This window comes from Streptomyces sp. NPDC057280 (assembly GCF_042668605.1).
Lineage (GTDB): Bacteria > Actinomycetota > Actinomycetes > Streptomycetales > Streptomycetaceae > Streptomyces.
This window is the reverse complement of record NZ_JBHUYR010000011.1, coordinates 76,600-94,511: the sequence shown is the minus strand read 5'-3', so window position 1 is coordinate 94,511 and position 17,912 is coordinate 76,600. Positions and strand designations below refer to the sequence as shown.

Genomic DNA, 17,912 nt, shown 5'->3' with positions numbered 1-17,912 from the left:
AAGGGTCGCTCTCCATGAACCTGCGTGACGAACTGCCCGTCGACCATCAGCTCGGCACCGTCTACCGGTACGGTGCCGCCTTCTGCGGCGTGGTCCTGCTGATCTTCGGCATCCTCGGCTTCACCGACCAGCTCAGCCCCTTCAACACCGACGGCGACACCGTCGCCGGCATGACGACCAACGGGGCTCTGAGCCTGGTCTCCGTCGTCGTCGGACTGGGGCTGATCGCCGGCGGCGTGATCGGCGGGAACTTCGCCTCCACCCTGAACATGACGGTCGGAACGCTGTTCCTGCTCAGCGGCTTCTGGCACATCTTCGTCCTGGACAAGTCCGCGAACTTCCTGGACTTCGGCATGACCAACGTCATGTTCAGCTTCATCATGGGCCTGGTGATCCTGACCTTCGGCATGTACGGCCGGGTCAGCAGCAAGCTCTCCCACGACAACCCGTACTGGCGCCGCCGCCACCCGCGCGAGGCCGCCCGGGAGTCGCTTGCCCGACGCCGGGCAGCGGTCGCGGCGACCTCCCCGACCGCGGCACTCCCGGGCTCGCTGCCCGACGCCGGGTCGTAGACCGCACGATCACTCAACTCCACGGGTTCCGCCGGCCGTGCCTCGTGATCGTTCGCGGTCAGCCGGCGGAGGCCACTGAGCGCACGCCCCAGGTCCAGGCGGGCCTGCTCGGCCCAGATGGGCATGTGCCGCCTCGAAGTCGGCGAGTGCGTGGGTGCGGCCGGGAAACCCCGTCCGGCAGATCCGCTCGCTGCGGCGGTGTATCTCCAGAGCTTCGGCCGAGAGAAGTCAACCCGACCTCGGCAACTCGAACGGCAGCACGTGATCAAGAAGTTCCTCCCGCAGCACCCCGCCCTTCCGTCTGACGGACGAATCCGCGCATCAACGCGGCTGACATCTCGACCGATGACACCTACAGCTCGACCAATGTGATGCTCCTCGGGCTGGCCGTGCTCGCTCTGCATCTCGCGGGTATCGGCAGCGGCTGGTCGCGTAGCAGCCGCAGGCGCTGAGTCGGCGCCGTCCGCGCGCCGCCGTGTTGCCCACGTGGACATGGCCGCGCCGCTCGCGCCACACGGCAAACGCCTCCCCGCGCACCGGAAGTCTTTGCGTTCGGCGAGACTGCCAACAGTGACTTGTCGGTCAGGGAGTGCCATGACCCGCTCTGCGAGAAGCTCGGCCGCGATGCGGAGCCGAGTGTGGCTGTGATCGACTCGCGGTCGGTCATGGCAGACGCCGTCGTTGGTGCGGACAGCCGTGGCCTCGACGACGGGCAACGTCGAGGAGGGCGTGGTGGCGTTGGGGCCGGAGCGTGTGACAACCCCGGGGGCCGGTGCATCCGGCAGGGGCTGTCGGCCCGAATTGTCTGCATGGTCCGCTCGAATATGCGGGCGACCGCTCCCCGTATCGAGGAGGTTCCGTGCTTGAGGGCGCAGTACGGGAAGTGGGCCTTTCCGAGGAGTCTTTCGGCACGTTTTCCCGTGTCGTACAGGCATCGGAAAGGGAGGGTGCGGACGGCCCGCTGACCTGGGACAGCCTGGGTCTGGAGACCATGGCGTCCTTGCTGGTGGTGTCACTGAGTCGGCTCGGGGACCGGTTCTTCGAAGGGCTGTGCCAGTGGCCCCGTACGCATCCCCTCAACGAACGCGACACCTCCGTGGTACATCACCCCCTGATCGCCGTCGAGTCCACCCGCCAACTCGCGGTGGCCGTCCAGCACCGGCACCTGCTCCTCAGCGGTGACATGGCGTTGGAGATGACCTCGGTGAACCTGGGGCTGTCCCCGGCCGGGCAGCCGGTGGAGTGCGGCAGTGCCACCCATGTCCCGGTCCGGGTCGTGCTGAGCGATGTCGTGCGGGGGGAGGGCGGGGCGGTGGTCTCGTTCCGTGTCACGGCCGAGTTTCTGCACCAGGGGCAGCCGTTCGCGACCTGCGCCATGACCTTCGCCGCGCCGGTGGAGAGGCCGGGTGAGGCGGCTGTCGCGGTGCGGCGGCCCGGGTTGCTGCATCCCGTCGCGGCAGCGGTGGGCGCGGCCGCCGACCCGGACGTTCTGCTGGCCAGGGGGCCGCAGGGGCGACTGGAGATCCTCCCGCGCGATGCGGCTCACCCCGTTCTCCTGCCCCGCCGGCCCAGGCGGCTGCCGGCGCCCGCCGTCCTGGAGGCGGGACGCCAGGCGGTGCTGCTGTCCTCGGGCCGGACGGGCCGCGCAGTGGTGGGCCTGCAGGTCGCCGTCCGGGCACCCGTGCCGAGTGCGGGTGCCGTCGTCGAGGTGGCGCGGGATCACAGCGGGGCCCGCTTCGCCGTGCACGTCGTCGGCGAGGTCGTGGCCACGGGCTCTGTGGGACTGCTGCGGCGGTGACGTCCTCGCGCGGGAAATTCCGGCTCGAGGGGCAATGACGCCCGTCGTTCACATGCTCGCCGAAGGCATCCCCCACCTGGAACAGGACCTTCTGGGTGGGGGCGAGGTTCCTCAGAGTCGCCGACCAGCTGACGGCCGTCTTCCACAAGCTGCGCCTCTTCCACCACCAGCTCGTCGAACGCCTCGAATGCTGTCCCCGCTCCTGATGGTCTCGGGGCTGGATGGACTGGCCACGGTGCGGGAAACGGGCATGACAGTCGGGGCAGCCGGTTCTCCGGCGGGCGAGCGGCATCGGCGCTCCGGTCCCGCCGGTCTGCCCCGCGGCGGCGCAGGGCGACGGCCTTCGCCCGGTCGTTCGTCGCGTCCCAGGTCAGTCCTGGCAGCCTGACCGTGCTTCGGACGCAGTCCGCAGGCGGCACGGCCGCCGGTTCGGCAGCGCGCTCTGCGTGTGGTGCTGCGTCTTCTTCCCTATGGGCCCCCGGCCGTGGACGGCAGTCTGCTGCAAAACACGGCTTGGAGGCTCACAGTGACAGCAGGACCGGCCCCCGAGAGGGCTCTGGACGGCGTCGACACCCGCACCCCATCCCTGGCCCAGCGTCGGCTGTGGTTCATGGACCAGCTCGCCGGCTCCTCCAGCGGGTCGATGCTCCCGCTGGTCCTGAGGCTGCGCGGTCCCCTGGACGTGAGCCGGCTGCACCGGTCGCTGTCCGCGATCGTCGACCGGCACGAGGTGCTGCGCTCGAGGTTCACCGCCGTCGACGGTGAACCGGTTCAGGTGGTGGACGCCCCGGCCGGTGTCGTCCTGGAACACACCGAAGCCAGTGGCCCCGACGAGCTGTACCGCAGCTGCCTCGGGCGGCCCCTCGACCTGGCCGCCCAGCACCCGGTCCGTGCCGTTCTCGCGCGCGTCGCGGCCGACGAGCACCTGCTGCTGGTCGAGGTGCACCACATCGCCGTGGACGGCTGGTCCTGGGGCATCCTGCTGGAAGAACTCGCCGCCGGCTATCGCGGGGAGATTGTCGCCGCCCCCGCCATCTCCTACAGCGACCTGGCCCGAGCCCAGCGGGAACGGCTGCGGGGCCCGCGGCTGGAGCGCATGCTGGCCCACTGGCGCGATCGCCTTTCCGGACTGACCCCGCTGGAGCTGCCGACGGACCGGCCGCGGCCCCGGACTTGGGACGGCGCGGGTGACGTCGTCCGCTTCGATCTGCCCGCCGACCTGGTCGCCGCCGTGGACTCCTTCGCCCGCTCCCGGCGCGCCACCCGGTACATGGTCCTGCTGATTGCCTACCAGGTACTGCTCGGGCACTGGGCGGGCCGCGACGACGTCGCCGTGTGCAGCACCCTGGCCGAGCGGTCCCGGCCCGGCGCCGCCGGACTCATCGGCCCGCTGGTCAACACGGTCGTGCTGCGCACCGACCTCGGGGGCGCGGCGGGCTTCGCCGGCCTGCTGGAGCGGGTGCGCAGTCGCGTCCCGGTCGATCTCGCACACGCCGAGGCACCGTTCGACCTCGTCGTCGGCGCCCTAGGCGGCTCCCGCGACCTGTCCCGGCACCCGCTCGCGCAGGCGTCCTTCACCCTCCTCAACGCGCCCGTCCAGGCGGTGGAGATGCCGGGGCTGGAGGTCAGGCTGGTCGAACCGCCGCTGCTCCACACCCCGTTGGACGTCTTCCTCGACCTCACCCTGCGCGCGGACGGCAGCATCGCCGCGCTGCTCCAGTACGCCACCGCCCTCTTCGACGCCGCCACCATGCGCGTCTTCGCCCAGGCGTACGTCGCTCTGGTCCGGGCTGTGCTCGCCGCTCCCGACACGCCGGTGCGGGAGCTGGTCCGGTCCCTTCCCGCGCGTCCGGGCGCGCTCGCCCGGCCCCGTCCCGCATGGCATGCCGCCCCCGACCGTGCCACCGGTCCGGCGCCCGCCCTGGCGTTCTCCGGCGATCCCTCGGCTGTCGCGCTGCGGTGCGGTGACGAGAGTGTCACGTATGCCGGACTGGAGGAGATGACCGGCGGTCTGGCGGCGGCGCTGCGTGGCGCGGGTGTGAAGCCCGGTGACGCGGTGGGCGTCCTGCTGCGCCGGGGCCTGTGGTCGGTCGCGGCCATCGAGGGCATCTGGCGGGCGGGCGGCGCCTATGTGCCCCTCGACCCCGAGCTTCCCGCCGAGCGTCTGCGGTACATGGCCGAGGCGGCACACCTGGCGTGTGTCGTGACCGACCCGGTCACCGCGCCCGAAGCCGCCGCGCTCGCGCCGGTCCGCGTCGACACCAGCACCGTAGCCGCGTGCGCGGACGGGCCCCGCCACCGCCCGCACCCGCGGGAGCTGGCCCATGTCATCTTCACCTCCGGATCGACCGGACGGCCCAAGGCCGTCGGTGTCGAACACGCCGCCCTGGCCTCCCACGTGGCCGCCGCCCGGGCACGGTTCGGCATCAACGCCGCCGACCGCGTCCTGGCCTTCGCCTCGTTCTCCTTCGACGCCTCCCTCGACCAGGTCCTGCCGGCCCTCACGGCGGGCGCCGGCGTCGTCATGCGGCCCGACGAGCCGTGGCTGCCGACCCAGGTCCCCGAGATCGTCCGGCGGCACGCCTTGACCGTGGTCAACGTGCCGCCCACCTACTGGGCCGAACTGACCCTCTCCCTCGACCGTCGGCTTGCCGCCGCCCTGGGCAGCCTGCGGCTGCTGGTCCTGGGCGGCGAGGCCGTCCCGCCCGACACGCTCGCCGCGTGGCGTGCCGCCGTCCCCCACGTCCGCGTCTGCAACGCCTACGGCCCCACCGAGACGACGGTCACCGCCACCACGTACGACGCCGACGACCCGCCCGCCCATACCGTGCCCATCGGCCGCCCGCTGGGGGAGCGCCGTGTGTACGTCGTCGACGCGGACGGCGAGCCCGTTCCGGTCGGCGTCGGAGGTGAACTCCTCATCGGCGGGACGGAGGTGGCGCGCGGCTACCTCGGACAGCCCGCGCTGACCGCCGACCGCTTCGTGCCCGATCCGTTCGGACCGCCCGGCGGACGCCTCTACCGCACCGGTGACATCGTGCGCTGGACACCCGGCGGGGAGCTGGAGTTCCTCGGCCGCCGCGACGACCAGGTCAAGATCAGGGGCTTCCGCATCGAACTCGGTGAAGTGGAGACGGTGCTGCGGGCCTGCCCGCTGGTCGCGCAGGCCGCCGCACATCCCGACCGCGCCACCGGCCGCAGTCTCATCGGCTACGTGGTGCCCGTCGCGGACGCCGGCGCCGTTCCCGACCGGGCCGAGCTGCGCGCCTGGTGTGCGCGTCACCTGCCGCAGCACGCCGTACCGTCGGACTTCGTCGTCCTGGACGCCCTGCCGGTCGGTGTCTCCGGCAAGCTCGACCGGTCCGCCCTGCCGGAGGCCGCCCACACCCGCGGTGCGGCCGGTCCCGTCTACGCCGCGCCCCGTGACGAGACGGAGCGGGTCGTCGCCGAGGTGTGGGCCGATGTCCTGGGCCTGGAACGGGTCGGGCTGGACGACAGCTTCTTCGACCTGGGCGGTCACTCCCTGCTCGCCACCATGGCCGTCTCCCGGATCGCCCAGCGCCTGGGGCGCGAGGTCGAGCTGCGCACCGTCTTCGAGCATCCCACCGTCCGCGGCTTCGCCCCCGCGGTGGCCGACGCCCGCGTCTCGGGCGCCACCGAGGTGGTGCCCGTCGACCGAGACCGCCCTCTGCCGCTGTCTTTCGCCCAGGAGCGGCTGTGGTTCCTGGACCGCACCTCCGACACGGGCGAGTCCTACCTGCTCTGGTACTGCTGGCGCATCCGAGGCGGCCTGGACCGCACCGCCTGGCAGCAGGCCCTGGACGACCTGGTCGCCCGCCACGAGGTCCTGCGCACCGCACTGGTGGAGCACGAGGGACGGCCGGTGCAGGAGGTGTGTGCTCCGGTCGGGGTGCCACTGCACTGGGAGCGGGTGCCCGCGGCCGTCGACGGACCGGACCGCGTGACCCGGCTGCGCCCGCGCGCAGCGGCCTTCGCCACCCGCCGTTTCGACCTCGCCCGGCCGCCCCTGCTGCGCTCGGGGGTGTGGGAACTGGCCGACGACGACCACGTCGTCCTGATCAGCCTGCACCACGCGGTGACCGACGGCTGGTCCAAGGGCGTCCTGCTGGACGAACTCGCCCAGCACTACCACGCCCGGCTGCGGGGCCGGCCCGCGGCGTTGCCGCCCCTGCCCGTGCAGTACGGCGACTTCGCCGTGTGGCAGCGCGACCGGGCCGACAGCGGCGCCATGGAACCCCAACTGGTCTACTGGGAGGACGTTCTCGACGGTGCACCGGTCCTGGACCTGCCCACCGACCGGCCCCGCCCGGCCGCGTTCACCGGCCGGGGCGGCGCCGTCGAGGTCGAACTGCCCCGCGAACTGGTCGACGGCGTCGACGCCCTGGCCCGGGAGCACGGGGCCAGCCGCTTCATGGTGCTGCTGGCCGCCGCACAGGCGGTACTGGCCCGCTGGACCGGACAGAGCGACATCTCGGTCGGCACGCCCGTCGCCGGTCGCGACCGGCTCGAACTGGAGCCGCTGGTCGGCTTCTTCGTCAACACGGTCGTGCTGCGCACGGACCTGTCCGGGCGGCCGACGCTCGCCGAGCTCGTCGACCGGGTCCGCGACGTGGTCCTGGGCGCCTTCGACCACCAGGAAGTCCCCTTCGAGAAGGTCGTGGAACGGCTGCGCCCCGAGCGCGACCTGTCCCGCAATCCGCTCTTCCAGGTCATGGTCGACGTCCAGGACGCCTCGGCGGGCCACGGCGCACTGCCCGGCCTGGACGCCACCGACCTGGCCCTGCCGTGGAGTTCGGCCAAGTTCGACCTGACCGCGACCTTCGTGATCAGGGACACCGGATTCGCCCTCAACGTCGAGTACGCGGCCGACCTCTTCGACCCGGCCACCGCCACCCGCTTCGCCGAGCACGTCGGCCGCCTCCTGCACACCCTGCTCGACACCCCGGACGTCCGCGTCGACGAAGCTCCCCTGCTCTCGCCGCACGACCGCCGCGAGCTGCTGGCCGCCGCGGGCGACAGCGCCCCGCCGGCACCGGCGTTCACGCCGGCCGGGCGGCCGGAGGCGACCGCCGTCGTCTGCGAGGACACCGCCCTCACCTACGCCGAACTCGACGCCCGCAGCGCGGGCATCGCGGCCGCCCTCACCGACGCGGGAACGGCCCCCTCCGACGCGGTCGGGGTGTGCGTGAGCCGGGGCGTCGCAGCGGTCGCGGCCATGCTCGCCGTCTGGCGGGCGGGCGGCGTCTACGTCCCGCTCGACCCGCACCTGCCGTCCCAGCGCCTGCGGCACATGCTCCAGGAGGCGGGCGTAGGACACGTGGTGTGCGACGCGTCCACCCAGGACACCGTCGACGCCCTCGGCGTGCCGTCCGTCCGCGCCGACGCCGCGCCCCCGCGGGCCGACGGCCCGCGCCACACGCCCCGGCCCGACGACCTGGCCTATGTCATCTTCACCTCGGGCTCCACCGGCCGGCCCAAGGCCGTCGGCGTCGAACACCACGCCCTGGACGCCCATGTGGCCGCCGCCCGCGAGCTGTTCGAGCTGACCGGCCGGGACCGGGTGCTCACCTTCGCCTCCACCTCCTTCGACGCCTCCCTGGAACAGATCCTGCCCGCGCTCAGCGTCGGAGCGAGCGTCCACGTGCGGCCCGACGAGATCTGGGCGCCGGAGGAACTGGCCGACCACGTCGCCGCGGCCGGGATCACCGTGATGGAACTGACCCCGTCCTACTGGGCGGAGTTCGTGGCCCGGCTGGACGCGCTGGCCCCTCGGTTGGGCAGCCTGCGGCTGCTGGTGACCGGGGGAGAGGCGCTGCCCGCCGACCCGCTGGAGCACTGGTTCGCTCACCTGCCGGACGTCGCGGTCGTCAACACCTACGGGCCCACCGAGGCGGTCGTCTCCGCCACCGCACACACCCTGCGGGGCCGGCCGGAGGGCAGGGTGCCCATCGGTCGGGCGCTGGGCAGCCGCCGCACCTACGTCGTCGACCCCCGCGGTGAACTGGCCCCGCACGGCGTCCCAGGCGAGCTCCTCCTCGGAGGACCCGAGTTGGCACGGGGCTATCTCCGCCGGCCGGCCCTGACGGCCGAGCGGTTCGTGCCCGACCCGTACGGCGCACCCGGCGCCCGCCTGTACCGCACCGGGGACGTCGTACGCCGACTGCCCTCCGGGGAACTGGAGTTCCTCGGGCGCAATGACGACCAGGTCAAGATCCGCGGCTTCCGCGTCGAACCCGGTGAGGCCGAAGCGGTCCTGCGCGCTCACCCGGGGGTGCGCGGCGCGGCCGTCCTCGTCCGCACGCTGCACGGCGATCCCGCGCTGGTCGGCTATGTCGCGGGCGACGGTCTGTCCGAGGAGTCGCTGGCCACCCACTGCCGGGCCCAACTGCCCCACTACCTGGTCCCGTCGGCGTTCGTCCTGCTCGCCGCCCTGCCCCTGACCGTCCAGGGCAAGCTGGACACCGCGGCGCTGCCCGAACCCGAGGTCCGGGAGGCCCACACCCTGGTGCCGCCGCGCACCCCGGCCGAGACGGTCGTCGCCCAGATCTGGTGCGAGGTCCTCGACCTGCCCCGGGTCGGCGTCCACGACGACTTCTTCGCGCTGGGCGGCCACTCCCTGCGCGCCGTGTCGGTGGCCTCCCGGCTCCGGATCGCCTTCGACTGCCCCTTCCAGGTCCGGGACCTGTTCGAACACCCCACAGTCGAGCGGCTCGCCGCGGAAGTGGAACGCCGGCTGCTGGAGCTGATCTCCCAGATGAGTGACGACGAGATCGACCTGTCCCTGACCGTGGACCTCTGACCGACGCGGACCTGCGGCCGGCCGCCGGGCGCTGACCGAGCGCCGGGTCGGCACCCGGCGAACGTCGTCGGCCGCTCTCCGTCCCTTGGCAGTGCCCCCTCACGGACCCTTCCCGGCGGCTTGCCGCCCGCCCCGCCACAGACCTTGAGATTCGGAGTGCCTCATGACGACGTCCGACGTGCGCCCCGGCGCCCTGCCCGCGACCGGCGGCCTCTCCCCGGCCGCCCGGCGACTGCTGGAACAGCGGCTGCGCGGCCGGTCGGCCGCCCGCGACGACGGCCCCGTCCGCGTCCGGCCCCGCCCCGAACGGACACCCCTGTCGGCAGCCCAGCAGCGGCTGTACTTCCTGGACCGCCTCGACCCCGGAGCTGTGACCTATCTGCTGCCCGCCGCCTGGCGGCTCAGCGGCCCCGTGAACGTGCCGGCCCTGCACGCCGCCGTCGCCGACCTCGTCGCACGCCACGAACAGCTGCGCGTCGTCTTCCCCGAGCACGAGGGCGTCCCCTACCAGCGGGTCCTGTCGGCCGGTGACGCCGTGCTCGACGTCGTCGAGGCCGCCCCGACGGGCGAGGACGGCATCCGCCGCCCGGACACCGCCGACGAGATCGACGCCCCCGCCCGCCTGGACGCCGCTGTCCACGCCGCGGCCCTGCGCCCCTTCGACCTCGCCCGCGAACCCGCCTTCCGGGCGACTCTGGTGCGTGCATCCGATGACGACCATGTCCTGGTCCTGGCCATGCACCACATCGTCTCCGACGGCTGGTCCCTGGACGTCCTCGTGCGCGACCTGGTCGAGCTGTACCGGGCCAGGTGCCTGGGGTGCCGTGCCGACCTGCCCGAACTGCCCCTGGAATACGCCGACTACGCGATCTGGCAGCGCGCCGCCGACGACAGCCCCGCCCTCGCCTACTGGACCGACCGGCTCGCCGGCCTCGCCCCGCTGGACCTGCCCACCGGCCACCCCCGTCCCGAGACCCCCTCCAGCCAGGGCGCCGTCCATGCCGTCACCCTCCCGCCCGCCCTCACCGACGCCCTCGCCGCCCTGGGCCGCAAGGCCGGGACGACGCCGTACATGACCGTGCTCGCCGCCTTCCAGGCGGCGCTCGCCTTCCACAGCGGGCAGCAGGACATCGCCGTCGGTACCGTCGTCGCCAACCGCGAGCGGGCCGAGACCGAACAACTCGTCGGGTTCTTCGTCAACACCCTGGTGCTGCGCGGCGACCTCTCCGACGACCCGACACCGGTCGCGCTGCTGCACCGCACCCGGGACCGCGTCCTGGAGGCGTTCTCGCACCAGTCGCTGCCCTTCGAGAAAGTCGTCGAAGCCCTCAGCCCCGAGCGCGACCTGGCCCGCAACCCACTGGTGCAGGTGCTGTACACGCACACCGAGACCGGCACGGGCGCCCTCACCCTCGGCGCGGCCGACGGCACGCCCTACCGGATCGGGCTCACCACCGCCAAGTTCGACCTCACGCTCGACCTGCGCGACGGCGGCGACCGCACCGAACTCGCCTTCGTCTACCGGCCCGACCTCTTCGCCGAGGAGTCCGTCGCCGCGCTCGCCCGGCACACCGTGGCCTTCCTGGAGGCCTTCCGCACCAGCCCCGACGCCCCGCTGAGCACCGTCGACCCGCTCAGCGGCGCCGACCGCGCCCACCTGCTCGGCCCGGACGGCCCCGCCCGCACCACCGCGGCGCCCGCCTCCGCGCCGCGCACCGCCGCCGACCGGATCCGCGACCACATCGCCCGGGACCCGCAGGCACTCGCCGTCACCGGCTCGGGACGCGGCCTGACCTACGCGCAACTCGACTCGGCAGCAACCGCGTTGGCGCGCCGCCTGCGCGCCGCGGGCGTCGCCGAAGGCTCCCTCGTCGGCGTCTGCCTCGACCGCACCCCGGATCTGGCGGTCGCCCTCCTCGCCGTCTGGCGGGCCGGAGCCGCCTACCTTCCCCTGGACCCCACCCACCCCAAGGCACGCCGTGAGTTCACCGTCACCGACTCCGGCATCGAACTGATCGTCACGGACTCCGCCACCCGCGACACCGTCGCGGGCCTGCCGGCCCGGCTCCTGGAACTGGACGCGCCCGCCGGGTACGCCGTCCCGGAGCAGGACACCGCGCACACACCGGACCGCGTCCCCGCCCACGAGGACCTCGCCTACGTCATCTACACCTCGGGCTCCACCGGCCGCCCCAAGGGTGTCGAGATCACCCACGGCAACCTGGCCTGGCTGCTCGGCGCCGCCGACCGCCACTTCGACTTCGGCCCCGGCGACGTGTGGACCTTGATGCACTCGCCCGCCTTCGACTTCTCCGTCTGGGAACTGTGGGCACCGCTGGCCACCGGAGGGCGGGTCACGGTCCTCACCGCCGACGAGGTGCGCGACCCGGCCGCCGTGCACCGTGTCCTGCGTGAGGAGCGCGTCACCGTCCTCAACCAGACCCCGGCCGCCTTCAAGGGCCTGCGCGCCCACCTCCGGGAGGCCGGGGCCGACTTCTCCTCCCTGGCCCTGCGCACCGTCGTCTTCGGCGGTGACGCCTTCGACGTGCGCGACTACCGCGACTGGTTCTCCGCTCCCGGGCCGCGTCCGGCGCTGGTGAACATGTACGGGATCACCGAGACCACCGTCCACGTCACGATCCGCACCATCACCGAGGACGACGTCCACGGCTCCGTCCGCTCACCCGTCGGGCGCCCCCTCACCGGGGCCCACGGCTACGTCCTGGACGCCTGGGGACGCCTCGTCCCGCACGGCACCGTCGGCGAACTGTACGTGTCGGGTGGGGGAGTGGCCCGCGGCTACCGCAACCGGCCTGAGCTGACCGCCGAACGCTTCCTCGACGACCCCTTCGCCGCGCCAGGCGCCCGCATGTACCGCACCGGCGATCTCGTGCGCGTCCTGCCCGACGGACAGCTCGCCTACGTCGGACGCGCCGACCACCAGGTCAAGATCCGCGGCTACCGCATCGAGCCCGGCGAGATCGAGACCGCGCTGCGCGCCCTGCCCGGCGTCGCCGACACCGCGGTCGTCGCCCGCCGCGACGACGGCGCCGCCCGTCTCGTCGCCCACGTCGTCACCCCCGAGGGCCGGCCCCTGGACGCCGCCGCCCTGCGGGAACGACTGCGGCTGACGCTGCCCGAGTACATGGTCCCCGCCCTGTTCGTACGGCACGAGCGGCTGCCCCTGACCGCCAACGGCAAGGTGGACCGCGCCGCGCTGACCGCCGTGCGCCCCGCTTCGGCGGGAGCCGGCGCCTACACCGCCCCGCGCGGGACGACCGAGTGCGCCCTGGCGGAGGTGTTCAGCCAGGTCCTGAGCGTCGAGCGGGTCAGCCGCGACGACAACTTCTTCGACCTGGGCGGCGACTCCATCCTCGCCCTGCGCCTGGTCGGCGTCGGCCGGCTCGCCGGACTCGGCTTCAGCGTCGCCGACGTCTTCCGCGCCCGCACCCTCGCCGACCTCGCCGCGCTGGTCACCGACGCCACCGACGCCCCCGAACCGGTCGCCGCCTTCTCCCTGATCGACGCCGCCGACGCGGCCCGGCTGCCCGAGGGCCTCGCCGACGCCTACCCCCTGACCATGCTGCAGGCCGGCATGCTGCACGAGATGCTCGCCGACCCCCGGCGCGGCGCCTACCACAACGTCACCGACCTGAAGATCACCGTCCCCGAGGGCTTCGACGCCGCCGCCTTCCAGGCCGCCGTCGACGCCGTCGTGGCCGCGCACCCGATCCTGCGCACCTCCGTCGACCTCGTCACCTACCGCGAACCCCTCCAGCTCGTCCACCGCACCGCCCACCTGCCCGTCGGCTACACCGACCTGCGCGGTCTGCCCCGCGAGGAGCAGCGGGAGCGGCTGCGCCGCTTCGTGGACGCCGAGTTCGAGCGCCGCTTCGACCTCGCCGCCGCCCCCCTCGTCCGCATCCACCTCCACCACATCACCGACCACGACCTGCGCCTGGTCCTGACCGACTGCCATGTCGTCCTCGACGGCTGGAGCCTGACATCCCTCGTCGCCGATCTGCTGGCGCTGCACCGCGAGGCGGTCACCCGGCGCACCGCACCGCGCCCCCCGAGCGTCCCGGCCTTCGCCGAGTACGTCGCCCTGGAGCGGGCCGCGCTCCACAGCGAGGAATCCCTGGCCTACTGGTCCGACCGGCTCGCCGCACTGCGCCCGGTCACGCTGCGCCGCCGCACCGAGGCCGCCGCCGCGGACGGGCCGCCGGTGCACGAGGTGCGACGCTCCTACGCCCACCTCGCCGAACGCATCGGCCGCCTGGCCAAGGAGGCGGGCGTGCCACGCCGCACCGTGCTCCTCGCGGCCTTCCACCACACCATGAGCCTGTTCGCCGACCGCGACGACAGCGTGCAGGGACACAGCATCGGCCTGGTCACCAACGGGCGCCCCGAGGTGCCCGGCGCCGACCGGATGCGCGGACTGTTCCTCAACACCGTGCCGTTCGGCGTCAAGCGCCCGCGCGGCGACTGGCTGGCCCACCTGCGCGAGGTGTTCGGCGCCGAGCAGGAGATGCTCCCGCACCGCCGGGTGCCGCTGGTCCGTATCGCCCGACTGCGCCCCACCGAACCGAACCTGACCGACACCGTCTTCAACTACGTCAACTTCCATCGTCTGGCACACGACTCCTGGGACGACTCCCTGGAGATCGCCCGCACCATGTTCCCGCTGCTGGTCAACGCGAGCGTCAACGCCTTCACCCTGGACGCCGACCCGGCCTACGTCGCCCCCGCCACCGCCGAACAGGTCGCCGACGTGTTCGTGGCCCAGCTGGAGGCGATGACCGCCGACCCGCACGGCCGGGTGAGCCCGCCCGCCGCCACCGGAGAGGGACGCGCGACCGTCCTGGGCTGGGCCGCCGGCCCGGACCTGCCCCCCTCGCCGCTGCTGTTCCACGAACACGTCGCCGCGCAGGCCGCCCGCACCCCGCACGCGGTCGCCGTCGAACACCGCGGGCAGCCGCTGACCTACGCCGAACTGCACGAGCAGGCCGAGCAGGTGGCCCGCCGGCTGCGGCTGCTCGGCGTCGGCCCGGAGAGCGTGGTCGGCATCTGCGTCGACCGGGGCCCGGACTGGGTCCGCGCCGCCCTCGGCGTGCTGCGCTCCGGCGGCGCCTTCGTGCCGCTGGACCCCCAACACCCCACCGAGCGGCTTGCGTTCATGGCCGAGGACAGCGGCATGCGGGTGCTGCTGACCCAGCGGCCACTGGACGGCGCCGTACCCTTCGACGGCCCCACCCTCCACCTGGACGTGCCCGCCGAGCCGGTCGGACCGGTCCCCGGCCGCGCACCGGACGCCGACACCCTCGCCTACCTGATCTACACCTCCGGCTCCACCGGCGTCCCCAAGGGGGTCGCCATCGCCCACCGCGGCCTGTCCAACATGCTCGAAGGACAGCGCGACCTGGTGAACCCCGACCCTGCCGACCGCGTCCTGCAGTTCGCGTCCTTCGGCTTCGACGCCTCCATCCTGGAACTGACCTGGTCCCTCGCCAACGGCGGCTGCCTGGTCACCGCCCCCAAGGAGGACCTGCGTCCCGGCCCCGACCTGGCCCGCACGCTGCGCGAGGCCAGGATCACCGGAGGCATGCTGCCGCCCAGCGCCCTGGCCGTCCTGGGCGAGGACACCTTCCCCGACCTGCGCGTGCTCCAGGTGGCGGGCGAGGCCTGCCCCGCCGAACTCGCCGACCGCTGGTCGCCGGGCCGCCGCTTCCAGAACGTCTACGGCCTCACCGAGACCACCGTGTGGTCCGTCGCCGCCGACCTCGCCCCCGGCCAGGGCCGCCCGCCCGTCGGCACGCCGATCCGCAACACCCGCATCCACGTCCTCGACGACGACCTCCAGCCCGTCCCGGTCGGCGTACCCGGTGAGATCCACCTCGGCGGCCAGGCCGTCGGCCGCGGCTACCTGGGCCGGCCCGCCCTGACCGCCGCCACCTACATCCCCGACCCCTACGGAGAGCCCGGCGAACGGCTGTGCCGCACCGGTGACATCGGCGCCTACCGGCCCGACGGCAGCGTGGAATGGCTCGGCCGCCGGGACGCGCAGGTGAAACTGCGCGGCTTCCGTATCGAACTCGGCGAGATCGAGCACGCGCTGAGGCAACTGCCGGGCATCCGCCAGGCCGTCGTCCTGCACCGCACCGACCTGCCCGGCGGCGAACCGGCCCTGGTCGCCTACCTCGTCACCGACGCGACCGGCCGGCACACCCCCGAGGAACTGCGCGGCGCCCTGCGCACCAGCCTCCCGGCCTACATGCTGCCCTCACGGTTCGTCGTCCTGGACGACATGCCCGTCAACCGCAGCGGAAAGATCGACAAGCGGGCGCTGCCGCTGCCGCCGGCCGAACTCGACCAGGACGACACCGAGTACGTCGCCCCCGCCACCCCGGCCGAACGCATCCTCGCCGAGATCTGGCGCGAGGTGCTGGGCCTGTCCCGCATCGGCGTCCACGACGACTTCTTCCGCATCGGCGGCAGCTCCCTGTCCACCGTCCGGGTGTCGCTGCTGGCCGCCGGACGCGGGCTGCCGGTGACGGTGGGCGACCTGATCGAACACCCCACCCTCGCCCGCCTCGCCGCCCACGCCACCCGCGCGGTCGGCGCCGGAGTGCCCGAGACCGTCACCTCCGAGGTGCGGCTGCGCGAGGGCGAGGGAGAACCTCTGTGGTGCGTGCACCCCACGGGGGGCAGCGCCGCCTGGTTCGTGCCGCTGGCCCGCGCCCTGCCGCCCGGCCGGCCCGTCCACGCCTTCCAGGCCCGCGGCCTGCTCGGCGGCGTCGACCCCAGCACCGTGACCGGCATCGCCGCCAACTACGCCGCCGAGATCACCGACCGCGGTGTCCCGGGTCCGCACGCCCTGCTCGGCTGGTCGATGGGCGCCAACATCGCCCTGGAGATGGCCACCCAGCTGCACCAGGCAGGCCACCCGGTCGAACCGCTCGTCCTCATCGAGCCCTACCTGCCCAACCCGGCCGCCCGCGCCCGCCTCGAAGGCGTCACCCGGGACCTGCGCGAAGCCCTGCGTCTGCGGGACCGGCTGCGCGAACTGCCCGCCTCCCCGCAGCGCGACCAGGCCACCGCCGAACTCACCGCGACCCTCCTCGGCGCCGGCATGAGCCCCGCCGAGGCGGCCCTCGTCGAGGGCGCCCCCATCGAGGTCTGGCACTCGTTGCTCGCCGCGCTGGCCGGTTACGCGGTACGGCCCTACCCCGGCCACATCCACCTGGTGGTCGGCAGCGAGGCCGCCGGCCTGCCCCGCGGCGTCACGATGCCCGGACTCGACGTCGACTACGACACCTATGTCGAGCGCTGGCGGGAGACCGCGCAGGGCGGGCTGACGCTGCACATCAGCGACGGCGACCACATGTCGATGATGGCCGAGCCCCAGGTCACCGGCATCGCCGGCCTGCTCGCCGTCCTGGAGAGGGGACAGTCCCGATGACCACCCACGCCCCGGCCCCCACCGAGCGCTACCTGCTCGCCCCCGACCTGGTCGCCGACCCCTACGCACACCTCGACGCGCTGCGCGAGAGCGCCCCCGTGCAGTGGAGCCCGCTGCACCACGCCTGGCTCGTCACCGGCTACGACGAGGTCATGCGCTGCCTGCGCGACCGGGCCGTCTCCGCCGACCGGGTCCGGCCCCTGATGGACGCCGTCCCGCAGGGAGCCCGTGAGGACGCCGAGCGTGCCTTCGGCATCCTGTCGCGCTGGATGGTCTTCAACGACCCGCCCCAGCACCGGCGGCTGCGGCAGGTCTTCCAGGAAGCGTTCGCCGCCCGCGCCGTCGCCCGCTACAGCGCCTTCACCGAGAAGGTGACCCGGGCCGTGCTCGCCCGCAAGGCCGCCCCCGGCCGCACCGGCGACCTCATGGCCGACCTCGCCAAGCCGCTGCCGGCCCTGGTCTTCGCCCGCTGGCTCGGCATCCCGCCCACCGACGGCCCCTCCTTCTGGTACTGGAACACCCGCGTGGCCGACCTGGTGCTCGGCACCGCCCAGGAGGAGAGCGAGTACCGGGCCTCGCTCCAGGCCCTGGTCAGCCTGGAGGACTACCTCGGTGCCCTGGTCGCCCGGCGGTGCGCGGAGCCCGGCGACGACCTGATCAGCCAGGTGCTGGCGGAGGGCCGGGTGGGCGACACGGTGAGCGAGGAGGAGTTCGTCGGAATGCTCACCCAGATGGCGTTCGCCGGCGGGGAGACCACCAGCAACCTCATCGCCAACACGGTCCTGGCCCTGCACACCCGCCCCGACCAGCTGGCCGCGGTGCGCGCCGAACCGGAGCTGGCACAGGGCGCGGTGGAGGAGACGCTGCGCCTGGACGGCCCGTCGAAGATGTCGATCCGCGCGGCCGCCCAGGACCTCGAACTCGGCGGGCAGACCGTGCGTGCCGGGGACCGGATCTTCCTCGTGACCGCCGCCGCCAACCGCGACCCCGCCCGCTTCCCCGACCCGGGCCGCTTCGACGTCACCCGCAGTGGGGCGACACATCTGGGGTTCGGCTTCGGCGCCCACTTCTGCATCGGTGCCGCGCTCGCCCGCCTGGTCGCGGTCTGCGCGGTGCGCACGCTGGTGTGCGAGCGGCCCGGCCTGACGCTGGCCGACCCGGAACACCTCACCTGGCAGCCGTCCATGCTCAACCGCAGCCTCACCGCGCTGCCCGTCCACTACTGACCGGACCGCACACGTCCCCTCGAAGAGAGGCACCCCC

General features: G+C 73.6%; 5 protein-coding genes. All 5 read left to right on the top strand.

Going from position 1 to position 17,912, the window contains the following annotated elements; translation table 11 throughout:
* The first annotated feature begins 14 nt into the window (after positions 1–14).
* The 5 genes from ACFUO4_RS39150 (at position 15) to ACFUO4_RS39130 (ending at position 17,875) form a co-directional block, all read left to right on the top strand.
* Positions 15–572: a DUF4383 domain-containing protein gene (locus tag ACFUO4_RS39150; RefSeq protein ID WP_079309318.1), complete on the top strand. Its 558-nt coding sequence runs from the start codon at positions 15–17 to the stop codon at positions 570–572.
* A gap of 859 nt (positions 573–1,431) precedes the next feature.
* A complete protein-coding gene (locus ACFUO4_RS39145) occupies positions 1,432–2,370 on the top strand; it encodes an AfsA-related hotdog domain-containing protein (protein ID WP_079309319.1) in 939 nt (312 codons plus the stop codon).
* 526 nt (positions 2,371–2,896) lie between these two features.
* On the top strand, positions 2,897–9,190 hold the full coding sequence (locus ACFUO4_RS39140; protein WP_383494193.1) for an amino acid adenylation domain-containing protein: 6,294 nt from the start codon (positions 2,897–2,899) through the stop codon (positions 9,188–9,190).
* 163 nt (positions 9,191–9,353) lie between these two features.
* Positions 9,354–16,649: an amino acid adenylation domain-containing protein gene (locus ACFUO4_RS39135; RefSeq protein ID WP_383494190.1), complete on the top strand. Its 7,296-nt coding sequence runs from the start codon at positions 9,354–9,356 to the stop codon at positions 16,647–16,649.
* The gene (locus ACFUO4_RS39130; protein ID WP_383494187.1) at positions 16,646–17,875 is read left to right on the top strand and encodes a cytochrome P450; all 1,230 of its coding nucleotides are present in this window, start codon (positions 16,646–16,648) and stop codon (positions 17,873–17,875) included. Before ACFUO4_RS39135 ends, ACFUO4_RS39130 begins: the two co-directional genes overlap by 4 nt.
* Positions 17,876–17,912 lie beyond the last annotated feature (37 nt).